Source organism: Brevirhabdus sp. (genome assembly GCF_052826345.1).
Map to the genome: position 1 here is coordinate 105,093 of NZ_JBRBUA010000013.1, position 18,719 is coordinate 123,811.

17 protein-coding genes are annotated in these 18,719 nt (G+C 67.0%); 11 read left to right on the plus strand and 6 right to left on the minus strand.

Annotated elements, in window-relative coordinates; all coding sequences use genetic code 11:
* Positions 1–4: 4 nt before the first annotated feature.
* Positions 5–541 carry a LysR substrate-binding domain-containing protein gene (locus tag ACU0BR_RS01950; RefSeq protein WP_446155175.1) on the plus strand — a complete coding sequence of 179 codons (537 nt, stop codon included), beginning with the start codon at positions 5–7 and terminating at the stop codon, positions 539–541.
* A 52-nt stretch (positions 542–593) separates the two neighbouring features.
* Here ACU0BR_RS01950 and ACU0BR_RS01955 read toward each other — a convergent pair whose 3' ends face one another.
* Together ACU0BR_RS01955 and ACU0BR_RS01960 are read right to left on the minus strand one after the other, a co-directional pair.
* Positions 594–3,029, minus strand: coding sequence for a GcvT family protein (locus tag ACU0BR_RS01955; protein WP_446155158.1), 2,436 nt, complete (start codon positions 3,027–3,029; stop codon positions 594–596).
* A gap of 198 nt (positions 3,030–3,227) precedes the next feature.
* Positions 3,228–4,202 (minus strand): LysR family transcriptional regulator, encoded by a 975-nt coding sequence (locus tag ACU0BR_RS01960; RefSeq protein WP_446155159.1) that lies wholly within the window; start codon positions 4,200–4,202, stop codon positions 3,228–3,230.
* Between the two features lie 357 nt (positions 4,203–4,559).
* On the opposite strand from ACU0BR_RS01960, the gene ACU0BR_RS01965 reads away from it, so the two are divergent.
* The 3 genes from ACU0BR_RS01965 to ACU0BR_RS01975 all read left to right on the plus strand — a co-directional run bounded on the left by ACU0BR_RS01965 (position 4,560) and on the right by ACU0BR_RS01975 (position 6,566).
* On the plus strand, positions 4,560–4,907 hold the full coding sequence (locus tag ACU0BR_RS01965) for a hypothetical protein (protein ID WP_446155160.1): 348 nt from the start codon (positions 4,560–4,562) through the stop codon (positions 4,905–4,907).
* Positions 4,908–4,969: 62 nt separating this feature from the next.
* On the plus strand, positions 4,970–5,698 hold the full coding sequence (locus tag ACU0BR_RS01970) for a HupE/UreJ family protein (protein ID WP_446155161.1): 729 nt from the start codon (positions 4,970–4,972) through the stop codon (positions 5,696–5,698).
* Positions 5,699–5,831: 133 nt separating this feature from the next.
* Positions 5,832–6,566, plus strand: a complete 735-nt coding sequence (locus ACU0BR_RS01975) for a hypothetical protein (RefSeq protein WP_446155162.1) — start codon at positions 5,832–5,834, stop codon at positions 6,564–6,566.
* Between the two features lie 88 nt (positions 6,567–6,654).
* On the opposite strand, the gene ACU0BR_RS01980 is transcribed toward ACU0BR_RS01975, so the two are convergent.
* Positions 6,655–7,353, minus strand: a complete 699-nt coding sequence (locus ACU0BR_RS01980) for a GntR family transcriptional regulator (protein ID WP_446155163.1) — start codon at positions 7,351–7,353, stop codon at positions 6,655–6,657.
* 139 nt (positions 7,354–7,492) lie between these two features.
* Between ACU0BR_RS01980 and ACU0BR_RS01985 the strand changes: the two genes are divergently transcribed.
* The 7 genes from ACU0BR_RS01985 (at position 7,493) to ACU0BR_RS02015 (ending at position 15,177) form a co-directional block, all read left to right on the plus strand.
* Complete coding sequence (locus ACU0BR_RS01985) at positions 7,493–7,780, plus strand: UxaA family hydrolase (protein ID WP_446155164.1); 288 nt, start codon at positions 7,493–7,495, stop codon at positions 7,778–7,780.
* Positions 7,781–7,785: 5 nt separating this feature from the next.
* Complete coding sequence (locus tag ACU0BR_RS01990) at positions 7,786–8,967, plus strand: UxaA family hydrolase (protein ID WP_446155165.1); 1,182 nt, start codon at positions 7,786–7,788, stop codon at positions 8,965–8,967.
* A 15-nt stretch (positions 8,968–8,982) separates the two neighbouring features.
* The gene (locus ACU0BR_RS01995; protein WP_446155166.1) at positions 8,983–9,903 is read left to right on the plus strand and encodes a hydroxyacid dehydrogenase; all 921 of its coding nucleotides are present in this window, start codon (positions 8,983–8,985) and stop codon (positions 9,901–9,903) included.
* Positions 9,893–10,924: an Ldh family oxidoreductase gene (locus ACU0BR_RS02000; protein WP_446155167.1), complete on the plus strand. Its 1,032-nt coding sequence runs from the start codon at positions 9,893–9,895 to the stop codon at positions 10,922–10,924. Before ACU0BR_RS01995 ends, ACU0BR_RS02000 begins: the two co-directional genes overlap by 11 nt.
* A 123-nt stretch (positions 10,925–11,047) precedes the next feature.
* The gene (locus ACU0BR_RS02005) at positions 11,048–12,010 is read left to right on the plus strand and encodes a tripartite tricarboxylate transporter substrate binding protein (RefSeq protein ID WP_446155168.1); all 963 of its coding nucleotides are present in this window, start codon (positions 11,048–11,050) and stop codon (positions 12,008–12,010) included.
* 129 nt (positions 12,011–12,139) lie between these two features.
* Positions 12,140–14,110: a tripartite tricarboxylate transporter permease gene (locus ACU0BR_RS02010; protein ID WP_446155169.1), complete on the plus strand. Its 1,971-nt coding sequence runs from the start codon at positions 12,140–12,142 to the stop codon at positions 14,108–14,110.
* Between the two features lie 23 nt (positions 14,111–14,133).
* The gene (locus ACU0BR_RS02015) at positions 14,134–15,177 is read left to right on the plus strand and encodes a YeiH family protein (RefSeq protein ID WP_446155170.1); all 1,044 of its coding nucleotides are present in this window, start codon (positions 14,134–14,136) and stop codon (positions 15,175–15,177) included.
* Between the two features lie 112 nt (positions 15,178–15,289).
* On the opposite strand, the gene ACU0BR_RS02020 is transcribed toward ACU0BR_RS02015, so the two are convergent.
* The 3 genes from ACU0BR_RS02020 to ACU0BR_RS02030 form a co-directional block, all read right to left on the minus strand.
* Entirely contained in the window at positions 15,290–16,942 is a 1,653-nt protein-coding gene (locus ACU0BR_RS02020) for a thiamine pyrophosphate-binding protein (RefSeq protein ID WP_446155171.1), read from the minus strand.
* Between the two features lie 55 nt (positions 16,943–16,997).
* Positions 16,998–17,663, minus strand: coding sequence for a fumarate hydratase C-terminal domain-containing protein (locus ACU0BR_RS02025; RefSeq protein WP_446155172.1), 666 nt, complete (start codon positions 17,661–17,663; stop codon positions 16,998–17,000).
* A gap of 15 nt (positions 17,664–17,678) precedes the next feature.
* On the minus strand, positions 17,679–18,719 hold a 1,041-nt coding region (locus tag ACU0BR_RS02030), incomplete at its 5' end, for a CaiB/BaiF CoA transferase family protein (RefSeq protein ID WP_446155173.1).

Consider the following 18,719-nt stretch of genomic DNA (forward strand, 5'->3'; position numbering starts at 1 on the left):
GCGCATCGATCTGGGCTTTGCCGATCTGATGCCGCCCCGGCAGATGCCGCCGTCCTACCGCGAGGAAGTGCTGTCGGGCGATTGCTTTTGCGCCGTGCCCGCCGCCCATCCGCTGGCGGCGGAACCGATGGTGGAGCTGCGCGCGCTGGATGGCGTGCCAATGGGGGCGCTGCATTCCGATCACGCCAGTTCCCGTCAACTGCAGAGCCGCTTTGCCGCGGCGGGCGTGGAATTGAACAAGACCGTCGAAAGCCAGTTCTTCCTGCCGTTGCTGCATTTCGTGGCCGCCGATCAGTGCTGCGCCATCGTCGACCCGCTGAGCGTTGCCAGCGAAAGACTGTCGAACGTGTCGGCCGGCAAGGTGGTGTTCCGCCCGATCCGCGGGCCGGGGGCAAGGCCGCTGCGCTACGACTATGCGCTGCTCAGCCCGCGCTACAAGCCGCTGTCGCAACTGGCCATCCGCATGCGCGACGGCTGGAAGGCCGAGGTTCTGCGCCTGCTGGAGGAGATGGGCGCCAACCCGGTCGTGGCGGCGGGCTGAGGACCGGACCCGAACATCGGATTGCGGCGGTCTGGAACGCAGCGCGGGGCGGTCAGCTTCGCATGCGCGTGAAATCAGGATCATAGGGCGAGGGGGCGATCACCTCGGCGCCGACCAGCGCGCCGCAGAGGTCGAGATGCAGGCGGCTGCCGGTCTGCGCATGGGGCGGGGTGACGAAGGCATAGGCGAGGTTCAGCCCGGTGCGGTGGCCCCAGTCGCCCGAGGTGACCGTGCCGACCACCTGTGCGCCCTGCATCAAGGAGGCGCCGCCATGCGCGGGGGCGTGGCTGGCGTCGACCTTGAGGGTGACCAGATGCTTGCGGGGCGCCTCTGCCTGCCGCTGCAACAGGGCCGTGCGGCCGATGAAATCGCCTTTGTCGAGCTTCACGAACCGCCCCAGCCCGGTTTCGAACGGATCGAATTCGGTCAGCAGGTCGGCCTTCCAGTGTAAAAATCCCTTTTCCAGCCGCATCGAATCGACCGCACGGGCGCCGAAGAGCTTGAGCTCATGCGCCGCCCCGGCCTGCCACAGGGCCCGATAGGCCGCGTATAGCGAAGCGTTGGGCACATGGATTTCATAGGCCAGCTCGCCCGAAAAGCTCACCCCCATCACCGTGGCCGGGGCATGGCCGATGAAACATTCCCGGACCGAGAGCCAGGGAAACGCCGCTTTCGACCAATCGCCACGGGCGCAGGCGGCAAGCACGTCGCGGGCATTGGGGCCGGCCAGTACCAGGATGGTCTGATCGGCGGTGAGGCTGCGGATCTGCACATCCTCGTCGCGGCGCAGGTGGCCTTGCAGCCAATCCATGTCATGGAACTCGCTGGCCGCGGCCGAGCCGTACCAGACCCGCGCGGGGCCGTGGTCGCTGGCGGGCAGGTTGGCGATGGTGGCCTCGCCCTTGACCATGCCTTGCGCGTTGAGCAGATAGCCCAGGCCCACCCGGCCCGTGCGTCGCGTGACATTGCCGCAGAACATCCGGTCGAGGAAATCATGCCGGTCGGCGCCGGTGATCTCGAAGCGGTTGAAGCCGCTGACCTCGCACAGGCCCACCTTGCCCGCGACATGGCGCACTTCGGCGCCGACCAGGTCGAAGGCCTCGTCGAAGTTGAAGCTCAGCGTCGGTTTGAAGTCTGGCGCCGGTTTGATGTAATCGACCCGCTCCCAGCCGTTGACGACGGTGAACTCGGCGCCTTCCGCAGCCAGAACCGGGGTAAGCGGCGTGGTCTTGGCAGGGCGGCCCGCCGGGCGGTGTTCATGGGGGAAATGAAAGCGGAACTCGTTTTGATAATCCTCCACCGCCTTCAGCGCCGTCAGCTCGACATTGGCGTGGGTGGTAAAGCGGCGCGGGTCGATCACCCAGGTGTCGTAACACGCCTCGCCATGCACGATCTGCTGGGCCAGCAGCCAGCCGTGTCCGCCCCCCTCGCCAAGACCCGCGCGCAGGCCGATGATGCAAAAGGCATTGCGCTTGCCGGGGATCGGGCCGACCAGCGGCGCGCCATCGATCGTATAGGTGATGGGGCCGTTGACGACGGTGTGAATGCCGGTTTCGCGCAGCGCGGGCATGCGCGCGAAGGCGCCTTCCAGCACGTCCATCACCCGGTCAAGATCGTCCGGGCACAGCGCGTTGACGAAATTCGGGTCGATCCCGTCCATGCCCCAGGTCTTGCAATCCTGTTCATAGAAACCGACCAGCAGGCCGTTCTTTTCCTGACGGCAGTAATAATCCGAGATGGGGCAGCGGATCAGCGGCATCCGGTGACCCGCGTCACGGATCGCCGGAATCTCCTCGGTCAGGAAATACTGATGCTCCATCGAGGCGACCGGGTGATGCACGCCCATCATCGCGCCAACCTCGTTGACCCGGTAGCCGCAGGCGTTGACCACGATGTCGCAATCGATGTCGCCCTGATCGGTATGGACGGTCCAGCTGTCGTCCTTGTGCTGGGTCAGCGCGGTCACGGGGGTGTTGCGATAGACCTCGGCCCCGGCGGCGCGGGCGCGCCGGGCCAGCGCCTGGCACAGTTGCGCCGGATCGATGTCACCATCGAGCGGATCCCAAAGCCCGCCAAGAAGGTTGTCGGTCGAGATCAGCGGATGGCGCCGGGCGCATTCCGCGGCGTCGATCACCTCGAAATGCACGTCCATGCCGCGCGCCATCGAGGCGAAGTGACGATAGGCCTGCATCTGTTCGGGCGTGTTGGCAAGCCTCATGCCACCGTCGCCGTGATGGTAGTTGATCGGGTATTCGGGGTCTTCGGCCAACTCTTTGTAAAGGTTGATCGAATGGGTCTTGAGGCCAACCATCGTCTGGGTCATCCCGAAATTGGTCACCTGCGCCGCAGAATGCCAGGTGGTGCCGCTGGTCAACTCGTTGCGCTCGATCAGCACCACATCGCTCCAGCCTTCGCGGGTGAGATGATAGAGCGTCGAGCAACCGGCGATGCCGCCGCCGATGACCACAACCTTGGTGCGCGATTTCATGGGCCTGCCTCCTCTGTGGGGATGCAATAGGGCGCCGGGCGGGGCCTGTGCAACGACGGGTGTTTCCTTCCGAAGTTTTCGCGAACTCAGTTGGATGATTTGCGAACAAGGCGTCGGCACTTGCTTTGACACCCTGACCGGCGCCCGCTTCCGCATCCTTTAGCCGACTTCGCCGTCTGCGGCCGCAGTGATGGCGGATCAGTCGATCAGGGTGAAACTGTCGGCAAGCCAGGGGTCGCTGTGGTGAAAGGGTTTGATCGCCTGCGCGGCGATCATGGCCCGCATCCTTGCATCGACCAGATCCAGCACCGAGCGCGCGCAATCCGGCGTCGTGACGATAGAGATCCGCCGCGCGAACCGTTTGCCGGGGAAACGGTGCATCCGCAGCCGCGGGTGAAACCGCTTCGCACGGGCAAAGAGCAGCGGCGTGGTGATCGTCCATCCTGCCTCGGCGGCGACCATCGCCATCAACGTCTGGTTGTTGCCGCATTCGAAGCGATGCGGCAGGCTCATCCCGAGGCGGCGCAGCTGCGTCTCGATCTGACGCGCGATCATCAGGTTCGCGGAAAAGCGCAGGAACGGCAGCCGACCGTTTCCCGCAACGATGTCCGAAACCGGCTGCTCGGTGCCGCGCGGCAGAACCACGACGAACGGGTCGCGCAGCAGCGGGCGGTCCTGCAGATCGGGCAGCCGCTCCGTCGGGCTGGAGGCGATGCCCAGATCCAGCTGGCGGTTGCGCAGCAGTTCGATGATCTGATGGCTCGAATCCGTGTGATACATGAAATCGCAGCGGGGCATGCTGCGCGACATGAACACCGCCAGCTCTGGGATGATGTCGCTGTCGAAATCCTCGATCGTGCCAAGCCGCAGATAGCTGGCATCGCCGATATTCCCGGCCGATGCTTCGGCCTTGGCCTTGCGGATGGCGTGCAGCGCCGGATCGATATTGCGCAGAAAGGCCCGCCCCTTGGGGGTCAGCACCATCGGACGGCGGCTGTGGTTGAACAGCTCCACCCCCAGGTGATCCTCGAGGCTGCGCAGATGATGCGACACCGTGCTGACCGACAGGCCGGTTTCCCGCGCGACCGCCTGCAGCGATCCTTTTTCGGCGCAGATCTGGAACAGCTCAAGCGCCTTGAGGCTCGGATCCTTGCGGGGCGATGGCCTGGGCATTGGCACGGCCTTTCAGCAAATCGATGCGCCGCCCATCATCTGCGAGAAGATCGAAATAACAATCGTAAAAAGTGCCAGTACCGGGCCTCGATCCGCCGCATGCGCGAAATGCGGAAGCGTTCCGGTCGAGAAAGCCGCATCACCCGCGCGGGGCGTCATCAAAGACGAAAGGATACATGAAAACACCATAACCGAAAATTAACACATAATTACTATTACTAGATAGTTAGCCACGGCAGAGTTCTGTTGTCGCACCGGGTTGCACGATGAACGGCGTCTCGGCTAAATGCGATTGTCCCCCGACGGGGATCGGAGAAGATCGCGGACGCGCGGCGGCGAAACCACGGCAGGCAAGGCATGACGACGACCAGCGGATCATCCACAAGATCTGTCGCACGCAGACTTGGCGTGTGGCTGAGCGTTCTCGCCCTTGTTCTCGCGCCGATGATCGTCCACCTGACGCACGGCCCTTCGGCAGCGATGGTCGCCGAGGTGTCGACGTGGCACGGCCATGTGCACGGCGACATCTCTGGCGGGCTTTTCGTCGATCACGATCCTGCCGATCACGAACATGTCGTCACAGGTCTTGTCGCACAACCCGGCGCGGCGTCGCGCGTAAGGCTTGTGACCCAGCCGCCGGTGCGCACCCGCGCCCAGGCCGGGATCATCCGCGACGGTCCGCGACGACCGCCCCGCGTCATCTGAGTTTGCGGCAGCTGTGCGGCCTCGGCCGTACATATTCCAAGTTCAGATGAAAGGGTCCTAAAATGACCTCGTTTTCTGCCGGGAAACCCCTTCCGGCAATTCCCCCGTGGCGCGCGGCATGCTTGCTCACGCTCGCCATCGTGGCGCTGTTGTGGACGCATCCCGCTTTAGCGCATTCCGTCACGCTCGGCGACAAGGGCTACATTCAGGAAATTTCCGGGATGCGGATCATCCCGTTTCTGTACCTCGGCGCCAAACACATGGTGACTGGATACGACCATATTCTGTTTCTGTTCGGCGTGATCTTCTTTCTCTACGGAATGAAGGAGATCGGCATCTACGTGACACTCTTTGCCATCGGCCACTCGACGACCATGCTTGCGGGTGTGTGGTTCGACTTCGGGATCAACAGCTATGTCATCGACGCGATCATCGGCTTTTCGGTCGCCTACAAGGCGCTCGACAACCTAGGTGCGTTCAGAAAATGGTTCGGCGTTCAGCCCGACACCAAGCTCGCCACGCTGATATTCGGTTTCCTGCATGGCTTTGGCCTGGCATCGAAAATTCTCGACTACAACATTTCGCAGGACGGTCTTCTGGCGAATCTGCTGGCTTTCAACGCGGGGGTCGAAATCGGCCAGCTTACCGCGCTTGCGGCGATCCTGATCGTGATGAACAGATGGCGGAAATCGGCATCCTTCGCACGGCAGGCCTATGCCGCGAACGTCCTGATGATTGTCACCGGCTTCACGCTGATGGGCTTTCAGCTCGTCGGCCTTGCCGTCGCCTGACCCCTGGAGAAAACACATGCAAAGAGAACGAACCGACTTGGCGAATGCCTCCTCCCCCCGCCTCAGCGCGGATTCACGCCACAGCGCAACACGCGAAGGGCATATTCGTGGGGTGCAGGCAAGCGGTGGCGGCTTGATCCGCGCGACCCTCTGGTCCGCGTTGGCGGCCGGCGCCATCCTCGTGCTGGTATGGCTGCCTGCCGAATATGGGATCGACGCGACCGGCATGGGCCGCCTCATGGGTCTGACCGAGATGGGAGAAATCAAACAGCAGCTCTATTCCGAGGCGCGCGCCCAGGACGCTGCCCGAAATGCCGAGACCGTCGCGATGCCCAGTGGTCGGGCAACGGCCGATCCGGAGGTGGTCGCCCGGCTTTCCGCGATCGAGCGCCAGCTTGCCGCGATCGGCGCGGTCATGGGCGTGGCTCCGATCACGCCGCAGCCCGTTGCCGAAGATGCCGACCCGCGCCGTCCCGCTGACTCTGCAACAGCCCCACTCCGTTCTGTAGCGGCAAGTCCCGACGCGGAAGCGCAGCCGCCCGCGTCCGCCGCGCCCGGATGGCGCGACGAGATCGTCTATACTTTGTCACCCGCCGAAGGGATCGAGGTCAAGCTTGTGATGGAAGAGGGCGCGGTAGCCGAATTCGACTGGAACGCCGGTGGAGCGGTGCTCAACTATGACACGCATGGCGAAGGCGACGGTCAAAAGACGTCCTATGAGCAGGGCCGGAGCGTGCCGGGTCAGGAGGGCGCGTTAGTTGCCGCTTTCGCCGGCAGCCATGGCTGGTTCTGGCGCAATCGTACCGATGCGCCGGTTACCCTCACGCTCAGGACGCGCGGGGAATATACGGCGGTGAAACGGCCCTAGTGCACCGATTATGAAACCGAACCGGCCGCGGCTGTCGTGGCCCCGGCCGGCCCACCCTTGCCGTCTTGCTTTCCCGCCATCGCCGACGTTACGACAGCGACACGAAATAGCTGTAGGTGTCGGTCAGCGACACGATGCGACGCCGTTCCACCACCCGGTCGAGCACGTCGATTGCAAGCCGCTCGACCGACAGGACCGGGTGACCGGGCGCGACATTCAGCGATCTGGCGGTGGCGGCGTCGGCGGCGATGGCCTTCAGCTGTTCCTCGGCGCGCACGATGATGCAGGAATAGGCGTGCTGGTAGAACACGTATAGCGTGTTCGGAAGGGGCGCGCGTTCGGCAAGGCCGGGAAACAGCGGCAGCGGCACCACCGACACCTCATGAACCAGATGCCGCCCGCCCAGGCTGCGCAACCGCTCGATCTCGACCACCTCGCGGGGGGCGCCGTGCAGCAGGGCGGTGTCGTCGGGCGTGGCGGCGCGCCTGCGCACGGCCTCCTGCTCCAGCATCGGGATCACCTGGCTGCCGTCGGGATTGCGCAGGCGGAAGAAGTTGAACAGCGAGGATTCGGGCGTGCGCACCGTCACGAAGGTGCCCCTGCCCTGCGCACGGTGCACCAGCCCGCGCGATTCCAGCTCCATCAACGCCTTGCGCGCGGTGCCTTGGCTGACCCCCAGTTCCGCACCCAGCTGAACCTCGCTCGGAAGCATCGCGCCGGGCGTCAGCACGCCCGAGGCGATGCGCTCCACAATCGTGTCGATCACAGTTTTATAGAGCGGCGGCATCGGCATCCTTTCGTTCCGGCTCGGCCCTTCTAGCACCGTGGAACGGGGTGCGCCAAGACCTCTATAATAATACTTGTATAAGTATTCATCTACATGTTACGAGACGCCAGGTTTGGGCAAATGCGAAAAGGAGAACGCGGTGGGAGTTCCACATCTGCTGGTTCACGATCACGACGACAATGTCGGCGTGGTGGTGGTCGAAGGGCTGAGCGCGGGCACGGAAATGCTGTGCGTGGTCACGAAGGACAACTCGGATTTCAAACTGACCGCGAACGCGGACATCCCGATCGGTCACAAGGTGGCGCTGAAGGATCTGGCCGAGGGCGACACCGTCTACAAATACGGCGAGGACATCGGCAAGATGGTCGGCTCCGCCAAGACGGGCGACCACGTTCATACGCATAATTGCAAAACAAAGCGGTGGTAACGGATATGGCACTCGATTTCAGCAATCAGACCGTCAAGGCATGGCGCCGTGAAAACGGCCGCGTGGGCGTGCGCAACCACATCGTCATCCTGCCCGTCGACGACATTTCCAACGCCGCCTGCGAAGCGGTCGCCAACAACGTCAAGGGCACGATGGCGATCCCCCACGGCTATGGCCGGTTGCAGTTCGGCGAGGATCTCGACCTGCACTTCCGCACCATGATCGGCACCGGCGCCAACCCCAACGTCGCCGCCGTCATCGTCATCGGCATCGAACCCGAATGGACCCAGACGATCGTCGACGGCATCGCCAAGACCGGCAAGCCCGTCACCGGGTTCTCCATCGAGCAGAAGGGCGATTTCGAAACGATCCGCCAGGCCAGCTGGAAGGCCAAGGAATACGTCCATTGGGCGACCGAGCTGCAGAAGGAAGACTGCCCGATTTCCGAGCTGTGGATCTCCACCAAATGCGGTGAAAGCGACACCACCACCGGCCTGTCGTCCTGCCCCACCGTCGGCAACATGTACGACAAGCTGATCCCCGCGGGCATCTACGGCTGTTTCGGCGAGACGTCGGAAATCACCGGCGCGGAGCACATCTGCCGCAAGCGGGCCGCCAACGACGAGGCGGGCGAGAAGTTCATGAAGATCTTCCAGGCCTATCAGGACGACGTGATCGAGGCGCACAAAACCTCGGATCTGTCCGACAGCCAGCCCACCAAGGGCAACATCCTGGGCGGTCTGACGACGATCGAGGAAAAGGCGCTTGGCAATCTGGAAAAGATCGGCCGCGAGTGTACCTATATCGATGCGCTCGAACCGGCCGAGGCGCCCGCCAAGGGCAACGGTCTTTACTACATGGACACCTCTTCGGCGGCGGCGGAATGCGTCACGCTGATGGCGGCGGCGGGCTATGTCATCCACACCTTCCCCACCGGGCAGGGCAATGTGGTGGGCAACCCCATCGTTCCGGTCATCAAGATTTCCGGCAACCCGCGCACCCTGCGCACCATGTCCGAGCATATCGACGTCGATGTGACCGGCGTGCTGACCCGCGAGATGACCATCGAAGAAGCGGGCGATTCGCTGATCGAGATGATCACCCGCACCGCCAACGGGCGCAGCACCGCGGCCGAAGCACTGGGCCACCGCGAATTCACGCTGACCAAGCTTTATCGTTCCGCCTGATCGATGAAGGTAGTCGTGTCCGAATTCATGGACGAATCCGCCCTGACCCTGTTCGGGGCGGACTGCGACGTGCTCAACAACCCGGCGCTGGTCGATGACCGCGCCGGGTTGCTGGCCGCGCTGGCCGATGCCGACGCGCTGATCGTGCGCAACCGCACGCAGGTCGATGCCGATCTGCTGGCCGCCGCGCCGCGGCTGCGGATGGTCGGACGGCTGGGCGTGGGCCTCGACAACATCGACATGGACGCCTGCGCCGCGCGCAACGTGTCCGTGCGCCCCGCGACCGGCGCCAATACGCTGAGCGTCGCGGAATACGTGATTTCCGCCACCCTGACCCTGTTGCGCGGCGCCTATGGCGCCCAGGCCGCCATGCTGGCGGGCGACTGGCCGCGCAACCGGCTGATCGGGGCCGAAGCGTCGGGCCGCACGATGGGGCTGGTGGGTTTCGGCGGCATCGCCCGCGCGGTGGCCGAACGTGCCCGCGCGCTGGGAATGCACATCGCCGCCCATGACCCGCATCTGCCCGAGGACCCCGACGGGGTCTGGTCGGGCGTGCGGCGCTGCGACCTGGACGCGTTGCTGGCCACGGCCGACGTGCTGTCGCTGCATGTGCCGCTGACCGAGGGCACCCGCGGCATGATCGACGCCGAGGCCATCGCCCGGATGCGCCCCGGCGCCATCGTGATCAACACCGCGCGCGGCGGCATCGTGGATGAGCCCGCGCTCGCGCAGGCGCTGCGCAGCGGCGCGCTGGGGGGCGCCGCGCTCGATGTCTTCGCGACGGAGCCGCTGAGCGCGCAGGCCGCGCAGGTCTTTGCGGGCGCGCCCAATCTGATCCTGACCCCGCATATCGCGGGCGTGACGCAGGAAGGAAACCTGCGCGTCAGCGAGGTGACCGTGAAAAACGTGATGGAGGATCTGGCCGATGCCCGATGACACCGCCCCCCGCACCATGAGCGCGTCAGAGGCCGAGGCGCTGATCGCCCGCGTCTTGGAGGCCAACCGCACCACGCGCGACAACGCCAACAGCGTGGCGCGCGCGCTGGTCGCGGCCGAGGTCGACGGCCAGAAGGGCCACGGCTTTGCCCGCGTGGCGGCCTATGCGCTGCAGGCGCGCTCGGGCAAGGTCGACGGCGCCGCCCGCCCGCAAGTGAGCCAGCCGCGCAGCGCGCTGCTGTCGGTCGATGCGGGTCATGGCTTTGCCTTTCCGGCGATCGACCTGGCCATCGCCGAATTGACCCAGCTTGCGCCGCAGACCGGCATCGCCGCCGCCGCGATCCGCCGGTCGCATCATTGCGGACATCTGGGCGGGCATGTGGAAAAGCTGGCCGAACAGGGGCTGGCCGCGCTGATGGTCGCCAATACCCCCAAGGCGATGGCGCCCTGGGGCGGCGGGCGGGCGCTTTTCGGCACCAACCCCATCGCCTTTGCCGCGCCGCGCGGCGACGCGCCGCCGCTGGTCATCGACCTGTCGCTGTCCAAGGTCGCGCGCGGCAAGGTCATGGCCGCCGCCAAACAGGGCCAGCCCATCCCGGAGGGCTGGGCGCTGGATGCCCAGGGTCGGTCGACCACCGATGCCGCCGCGGCGCTGAAGGGCACGATGATCCCCGCAGGCGACGCCAAGGGGGCCGCGCTCGCCCTGATCGTGGAGCTGCTGGCCGCCACGCTGACCGGCGCGCGCCATTCCGACGAGGCGACGTCCTTCTTTGACGCCGAGGGCGATCCGCCGGGCGTGGGCCAGATGATCATCGCCTTCGACACCACCGCGATCAGCGGGGCGGATTTCGCCACGCGCATCGAAGCCCTGCTGGCAGGCGTGGAAGACCAGCCCGGCGCCCGCCTGCCCGGCAGCCGCAGGTTGTCCGCCCGCGCCGAGGTCGCGGCCTCGGGGCTGACGGTGCCCGCGCATCTGCTGAGCGAGATCGAGGCGCTCGCCCCCCCCGGCGGAGGGGCCTGACCGCGGCGACCGCAAAGCGGGGCGCCCAACGACCCCGCCATAATCGCCCGGTTGCGGGATGGACTCCGTTCCGCCGCCGATACAACCTGACGCTACGACAATACCACCCAGGGAGGAAAAACAATGATCAAGACTTCACTCGCAAGCCTCGCGCTCGGCCTTCTGGCCAGTGCGGCGTTCCAGGCGCCCGCGCAGGCGCAGCAATTCCCGACGGGCGATGTGGAATACATCATCCCCTTCGGCCCCGGCGGCGAATCCGACATCACCGCGCGGCTGCAACAGCCCTATTTCAAGGAACAGACCGGCAAGAACCTGGTGATTTCCTACAAGCCCGGCGGCGGCGGGGCCGTGGGCTGGTCGCAGCTCAACTCGATGGCCGGCGACGGCTCGGTGATCATGGGCATCAACCTGCCGCATATCATCGTCAAGCCGCAGCAGGGCAACGTGGGCTTCAAGACCGATGACATCACCGCCGTCTACATGTTCCACTACACCCCCGACGCCATCGTGGTGAAGGCCGACAGCCCCTACAAGACGCTCGACGATCTGATTGCCGCCGCCAAGGCCAAGCCGCGCGCGGTGACCTTCTCGGGGTCGGGCAAGGGCACGGCCAACCATCTGGTGCAGGTCAAGTTCGACGAGATGGCCGGGATCGAGACCACCTATGTGTCGTTCAAGGGCACCGGCGCCGCGGTAACCGCGCTGCTGGGCAATCAGGTTGAGGCCGAATGGGGCTATACCACCGTGGGTGCGGCGCAGGGCGACAAGGTCCGCATGCTGGCCGTCGCGATGGACGAACGCCACCCCGCCTTCCCGGATGTGCCGACGTTCAAGGAACTGGGCTATGACATCGTCTCGGGCGCCTATCGCGGCATCGCGGTGCCGAAATCGGCCTCCGAAGAGACGCGCAAGCAGGTGTCCGACGCCATCGCCGCGATCAATGCCGACGAAGGCTTTCAGAAAAAGATGCTCGACGGCGGCTTTGCGCTGGTCGATGTGCCCTACGGCCCGGAAATGGACAAGTTCATGGCCGACCGGTCCAAGGACTATCTGTCCGCCGCCAAAAGCGCGGGCCTGATCAAGTAACGCTCCGACCGGCCCGGCCTATCATGGGCCGGGCAAGGTCGCGGGCGCGGCGGGACGACACCACCGCCGTGCCCCTCCCGCGCTGCCCCGGGCTGCGACATTCCCCCACTCCAATCGGCGCTGCATGACATGCTGGATTTCCTACTTTCCGCCCTTTCGCCACTGAACATCCTGCTGGCGCTGCTGGGCGTCGCGGCGGGCACGGTGATCGGATCGATCCCCGGCCTGACGGCGACGATGGCGGTTGCGGTGCTGGTGCCCATCACCTTTTCCATGCCTCCCGAAAGCGCGCTGATCCTGCTCGGCGCGATCTATACCGGGGCGATCTATGGCGGCGCCTATGCCGCGATCCTGCTGAACACGCCCGGCACGCCCTCCGCCATCGGGACCACCTTCGACGGCTACCCGATGGCGCGGCGCGGCGACGGCGATCTGGCCGTGTCGGTGGCCTGCCTGTCGTCGGTGGTGGGCGGTCTGGTCGGCGCCATCGCGCTGCTGATGCTGGCCCCGCCGCTGGCCGATGCGGCGCTGGCCTTCGGGCCGGTGGAATATTTCTGGCTGGCGATCTTCGGCCTGTCGCTGATCGCGGCGCTGTCCACGGGCGATCTGCTGAAAGGGCTGATCGGCGCGGGCTTCGGCCTGCTGCTGGCGATGGTCGGCATATCGGAAACCAGCGCCGAGGTGCGCTATACCTTCGGGTCCACCACGCTGCTCGGCGGGATCGAGATCGTCTCGGCCCTGATCGGGCTTTACTGCATCCCCGTCCTGATGGAACTTGTCGCCCGCCCCGACCGCCACCTGAAGGCGCCCGAGCAGCAGCGCGGCTTTCGCCTGCCCGAGGCGATGGCGGTGCTGCTGCGCGAAAAGGTCAACGTGCTGCGCAGCTCGGTCATCGGCACGCTGGTGGGGGCGCTGCCGGGCGCCGGCGGGTCCATCGCAGGGCTTGTCGCCTATTCCGAGGCCCGCCGCGTGGGCAAGGGCAGCCCCGCCTACGGGCAGGGCAATCCCGGCGGCATCGTGGCCACGGAATCGGCCAACAACGCCACCGTGGGCGGTGGGTTCATCCCGACGCTGGTGCTGGGCATTCCGGGCACGCCGCCCGACGCGGTGATCCTCGGCGCGCTGCTGGTGCAGGGCGTGCGCACCGGGCCTTCGCTTTTCTCCGACGGGTCGCAGATCGTCTATACCTTCATCTTCGGGCTGCTGCTGGCGACGGTGCTGATGCTGCCCGTGGGGCTGTTGATCGGGCGGTTCGCTTATGGCGCGATCGTGCGCGCGCCCAAGGCGGGGCTGGTGCCCATCGTGGCCTTCATGACGGTGATCGGGTCGTTCGCGATCCGCAACAACCTGGCCGATGTGGGCATCATGATCGTGCTGGGCGGCGTCGGCTGGCTGGCCACGCGGCGCGGCTTTTCCGTCTCTCCCATCGTGCTGGGGCTGATCCTGGGACGGATCGCCGAACAGGGCTTCGTGCAGGGCTGGACCATCGGCGATGCGGTGGGCAACCTGTGGGGGCAGTTCTTCGGCAGGCCGCTGTCGATGGTGATCATCGCGCTGACGCTGCTGAGCTTTCTCTATCCCTTCGTGCCGCAGTTGCGGCGGATGCTGTCGCGCACCGTGGCGCAGGGCACCGTGCGCCCGCCGCGCGCGGGCACCGGCGCCATCGCGCGCGATCTGGCGGCGATCGGGGTATTTGCCGCCGTGGCCATCGTGGCGCTGGTGCAATCCACCGGCCTGAACGAGGAGGCGGCGGTCTTTCCGCGCACGATCGCCTGGGGCATGGTGGTGCTGTGTGCGCTGGCCGCCGCCGCGACGCTGCTGACCGGCCGCGTCACCGAGGACCGTTCCGAAGGCTCTAACCCGCGCCGCGCCGCCGTGCCGCTGGTCATGCTGGGCACGGTGGCGCTCGTGCCAATGCTGGGCTTCGGCGCGGCGGGGCTGGTGATGGGCGTGGTGCTGATGCTCATCACCCGGCAGGACGCGCTGTCGCGGAAATCCTGGCTCATCCTGACAGTCGGCGTCGCGCTGACCATCGTGGCCTTCACCTATGGCTTCCGCCAGGCGCTGAGCGTGCCGCTGCCCCGCGGCCCCCTCTTCTGAATTTTCCGACGAAAGGCGTGACCATGACCCGTTCCGCAACGGCCCGAACGGGCGCCTCAAGGCTGCCATTTTCACGTGCGGCGGCGTGGCGCGACCTGTGGCCCGGCGTCGCCGTCTGCGGCGTGATCGCGCTGGCCGCGCAGTTCCTGTCGGATCACTACGGCGCGCCTGCGATGCTGATGGCTCTGCTGATCGGGCTGGCGCTGCATTTCCTGGTCGAGGACGGAGAGCGCGTGGCCCGGGGTGTCACCTTTTCGGCCAAGACCATCCTGCGCATGGGCGTGGCGCTGCTGGGCGCGCGCATCAGCTTCGAGGTCTTCGCCCGGCTGGGGCTGGAGGTCATCGCCCTGATCGTGGCGGCCCTGCTGGCCACGATGGCGTTCGGCTATATGGGCGCGCGGCTGCTGGGGCGGGGCTGGCGGCTGGCGATCCTGACGGCGGGGGCGGTGTCGATCTGCGGCGCCTCGGCGGCGATGGCGATCGCGGCGGTGCTGCCGCGCAACGAGTTTTCCGAACGCAACCTCAGCTTTACCGTTTTCGGGGTCACGCTGCTGAGCACGCTGGCGATGATCTTCTACCCGATCCTAGCGCAGATGCTGGGCCTTGGCGACATGGCGGCGGGGGTGTTTCTGGGCGGCACGATCCACGATGTGGCGCAGGTGGTGGGCGCGGGCTTTTCCATGTCCGACCAAGTCGGGGAAACCGCCACGACGGTCAAGCTGATCCGCGTGTCGATGCTGGCGCCCTTCGTGCTGATCCTGACGCTGGCGCTGCGGCACTTCGATCTGGGCGGCAGCGACGCGGGCGCGCGCCCGCCGGTGGTGCCGGGTTTTGTCGCGGCGTTCCTGGTGCTGGCGCTGATCAATTCGCTGGGCTGGCTGCCGGGCGCGGTGCAGTCGGCGGCCTGGGCGGTGTCGAAATGGGCGATGCTGACCGCCATCGCGGGCGTCGGCATGAAGACCGAGCTGCGCCGCATCCTGGAAATTCCCGGCCAGTCGGTCGTGCTGATCCTGGCAGAGACGGTGTTCATCGCAGCGCTGGTGCTGGCGGGTGTGACCCTGCTGTAGGCCGCGCAGAAAAAAGACCGCCCCGATCAACGGAGCGATCAACCAGAACGGTCAACCGGGGCAGTTAATCGGGGCGGGCCACGCAATCCGTGAGTGGGATTTTGCGTGATCTCTAATGCGACGGGCCGCTGGGCGCGGGCAGCCCGTCGATCATCACATTGACACAGGCCGGGGTGCCGTGGCTGCGCGCGTGATCCAGCGCGCGTTCCAGCGCCGCATCCAGTTCGGCGGCATCGGTGACATATTCGCCATGCCCGCCAAGCGCGGCCACCGCCAGATCATAGCGCGCGCCGCTCAGCGTGCAGCCGATAGTGCGCCCCGCGCCATAGTCGCGCAGCTGGATCTGATGTTCGGCGTTCCATTTCATGTCGTTGCCGATCACCACGACAAAGCCCGCACCCACCCGCGCCGCCGTCTCGAACTCGGCCAAATGAAACCCGACGGTGCCGTCGCCCATCAACGCCAGAACCGGCGCGCCGGGCCGCGCGCGGCTGGCCGCCAGCGCATAGCATATGCCGCCGCCGATGGCCCCCGACACGCCGTTGATCACCCGCTCGGGCGCGGTGACGGCGGCCTGCGCCCATTGCCCGAATTCACCGCCATCGCCGATCATCACCGCCCCGCCTGCGGCGTCCATCTGGCGCTGCACGGCGGCGCACAGCTGCGCCGGGCTGATCCCCGAGCCTGTGCCCGGCTGATCCGGCTCGAACCCGCGCCGCGCCAGTTCCGCGCGGACCTGAGCGCGCCAATCGGCGTGCCCGGTTCCCGCATCGGCCCCCGCATCAGCCCCAGCGTCGGTTCCCGCCGCGATCAGATCGCGGGCGGCATCGCGCGGGTCGGCAGCCAGCGCCAGATCCAGCCGGGCGCCCAGATTATGCTGCGCGCGGTCGCGTTCGGCCTCGTCGGGTTGCACCACGATCCAGCGGGCGTCGGCGGAAAAACCGGGGGTCGCGCCGAACCCCAGCGTGAAATCCACGGGCTTGCCCAGGCTGACCACCAGATCGGCGCGGCCCAGCACCTCGCCCAGCATCCCCAACGCCGGATCCTTCAACCCGCGCGGGCTTTCCATCACGATCACCGGGGCGTCCAGGGCCTGTTCCAGCCGCGCCCCCAGATCGCCCGCGCGTGTGGCGTTCAGCAGCGGGCCGCACAGCACCACGGGGCGCGCGGCCCCGGCGATGGCATCCGCGACGGCGCGCGCATCCTTTGCCGACAAGGGCATCCCGGCGCGGCCAAGGGCGGCCGCCCCCGGCACCCGCGCGGCCCCCGCATCCGCGTTCAGCACGTCGAAGGCCAGCGACAGATGCACCGGCCCCGGCCGCCCGGTGGTGGCGCGGCGCAGCGCGCGCGCGGCATCGCGCCCCAGCGCGGCCGCATCGCGCGGGCGCGCCGACAGCTTGACCAGCGGCGTGACCATCGGCACCTGATCCATTTCCTGAAACGCGCCGCGCCCGTCCTGCGCCACCGGGCTGTCGCCCGTCAGCAGCAGCACCGGCGTTTCCGAAGCACGCGCGGTGACCAGCGGCCCCAGCGCATTCGCCGCCCCCGTACCCGCCGTCACCAGCGCCACGCCGACCTCTCCGGTCAGCTGGGCGTGGGCCTCGGCCATATAGACGGCGGCGGCCTCGTGGCGGGTGTGGATGATCTCCATCCCAGCCTCAAGGCAGGCGTCATAGACCGGCATGATCTGGTTGCCCGAGAGGGAATAGATGCGGCTGACGCCTGCCGCCCTGAGTGTCTGCACCAGCAGATCCGCACCGCGCATCCGGTCATCCTTTCGTGGTTCCCGGCCCCGCATCCCGGGGCGCCGGGGTGAGTGTTCAGATCAGCTCGTCGCTGCGATCGTCGGTTTCGCCGAACCGCTTCAGCACGGCCGGTTTCGTGCCCTCGTAGACGCGGGCGAGGTTTTCGGCCGTCTTGGCGTTCTCGCGCTCGAAGAGGCAGTCGCCGTTGAGGTCGGAGGCCACGATGAACGGCCCCATCCTGTTGCACTTCAGCACCCACATCGCCTGGGCCAGACCCAGTTCCTTGTTCCAATGCACCGCCTCCACGTTTTCGACGCCACGCCCCAGCAGCGCGCCGGTGCCGTAGCCCACGGTGGTCAGGTAGATGGCGCCGTTGGGCACGAAGTAGGACTTGTAGTCCTTCGAGGTCATGCCCCCCTTGCCGATGATCAGCTTGGCGCCGGTCTTTTCCATCCACTCCGGCAGCCATTTGGCGAAGCGGAAGCTGGCGGTGGCCGTCACCGCGCCCAGCGAAAAGCTGCCGTCCTCGCGGATCGAGGCGGCGGGCGAGCAGTGGAAGTTGGCGGCGCTGTCGCGGGGCAGCTCCATCGGGATGTTGGCCCGTTCCTCCAGCGCGCGCATGTAGACGCCTTCGCGGGCGGTGTACATCAGCCCGTCCAGATAGACGACATCGCCCAGCCGCAGCTCTGCGATGGCCTCGGGCGTGGGCGTGGTGGAGAGACGGATTTCGCGCGGTTTCATCGGCAGGATCTCCTGTTATCGGCCGGGGGCGGCGCGGGCGGGTCCGAGCGCCGCCAGCACGGCGTCGGTGTCGGCGCCGAAGGCAGGCGCAGGCGGCAGCGGCGCGCCCGCGGCGGGGGCGAAGGGCGCACGGAACGGCAGGCCGGGGACGCGCACGCGCATGTCCAGCTGCGGCACCTCCATGTCGTGCCAGCAGGGCGAGGCGCGCATCTGCGGATGATCCAGCGCCTCGGCCAATGTGCGCAGGCGGGCAGCGGGGACATCGGCGGCGGCGAGCCGGTCTTCCCACGCCTCGGCGCTGTCGGTGGAAAGCCGTTCGCGCAAGGCCTGCGCCACGCGCGCCGCATCGGGGTCGTCGGCCAGCGCCGGCAGACCCAGCGCCGCGCACAGGCGCGTGGCCTGCGCGGGGGTGTTGGCGGTGATGACGATCTGCCCCTCGGCGCAATCGAAGCGGCCCGAAAACGGGCTGTCGGAAAAGGCGCGGTTGCCCTCCAGCCCGCGCAGCGCGCCGGTGGTCTGGTGGTGCACCGCATAGGCGCCCATCAGCCCGGTGATCGCGTCGAGCATCGAGATCTCGATGCGCTGCGACGTGGCGGGCGCGGCATGGCGCGCCAGCAGCGCCGCCAGCAGGGCGGAGACCAGCGCCTGGCCGGCGATGTAATCGATGATCGGCAGGCCCACGCGCATGGGGCCGCTTTCTTCGGTGCCGGTCATCGCCATCAACCCCGACACGCCCTGCAGGATGTGGTCATAGGCCGGCCGCCCCGACAGCGGCCCCTCGGGGCCAAACCCCGACAGGCTGGCCAGGATCAGACCCGGACGCCGCGCGCACAGCACGTCGAAGCCCAGCCCCAGCCGGTCCAGCACGCCGGGGCGGAAGTTCTCCACCACCACATCGGCGGTTTCCGCCAGCCGCAGTGCATCGGCGCGGGCCGCGTCGGTCTTCAGGTCCAGCACGACGGAACGCTTGCCCGCATTCTGGCTGAGGAAGGAGGCCCCCAGCCCCGCGTCGCGCATCGCCTGAGTGCCGCCGTGGCGGCGCACGAAATCGTCGCC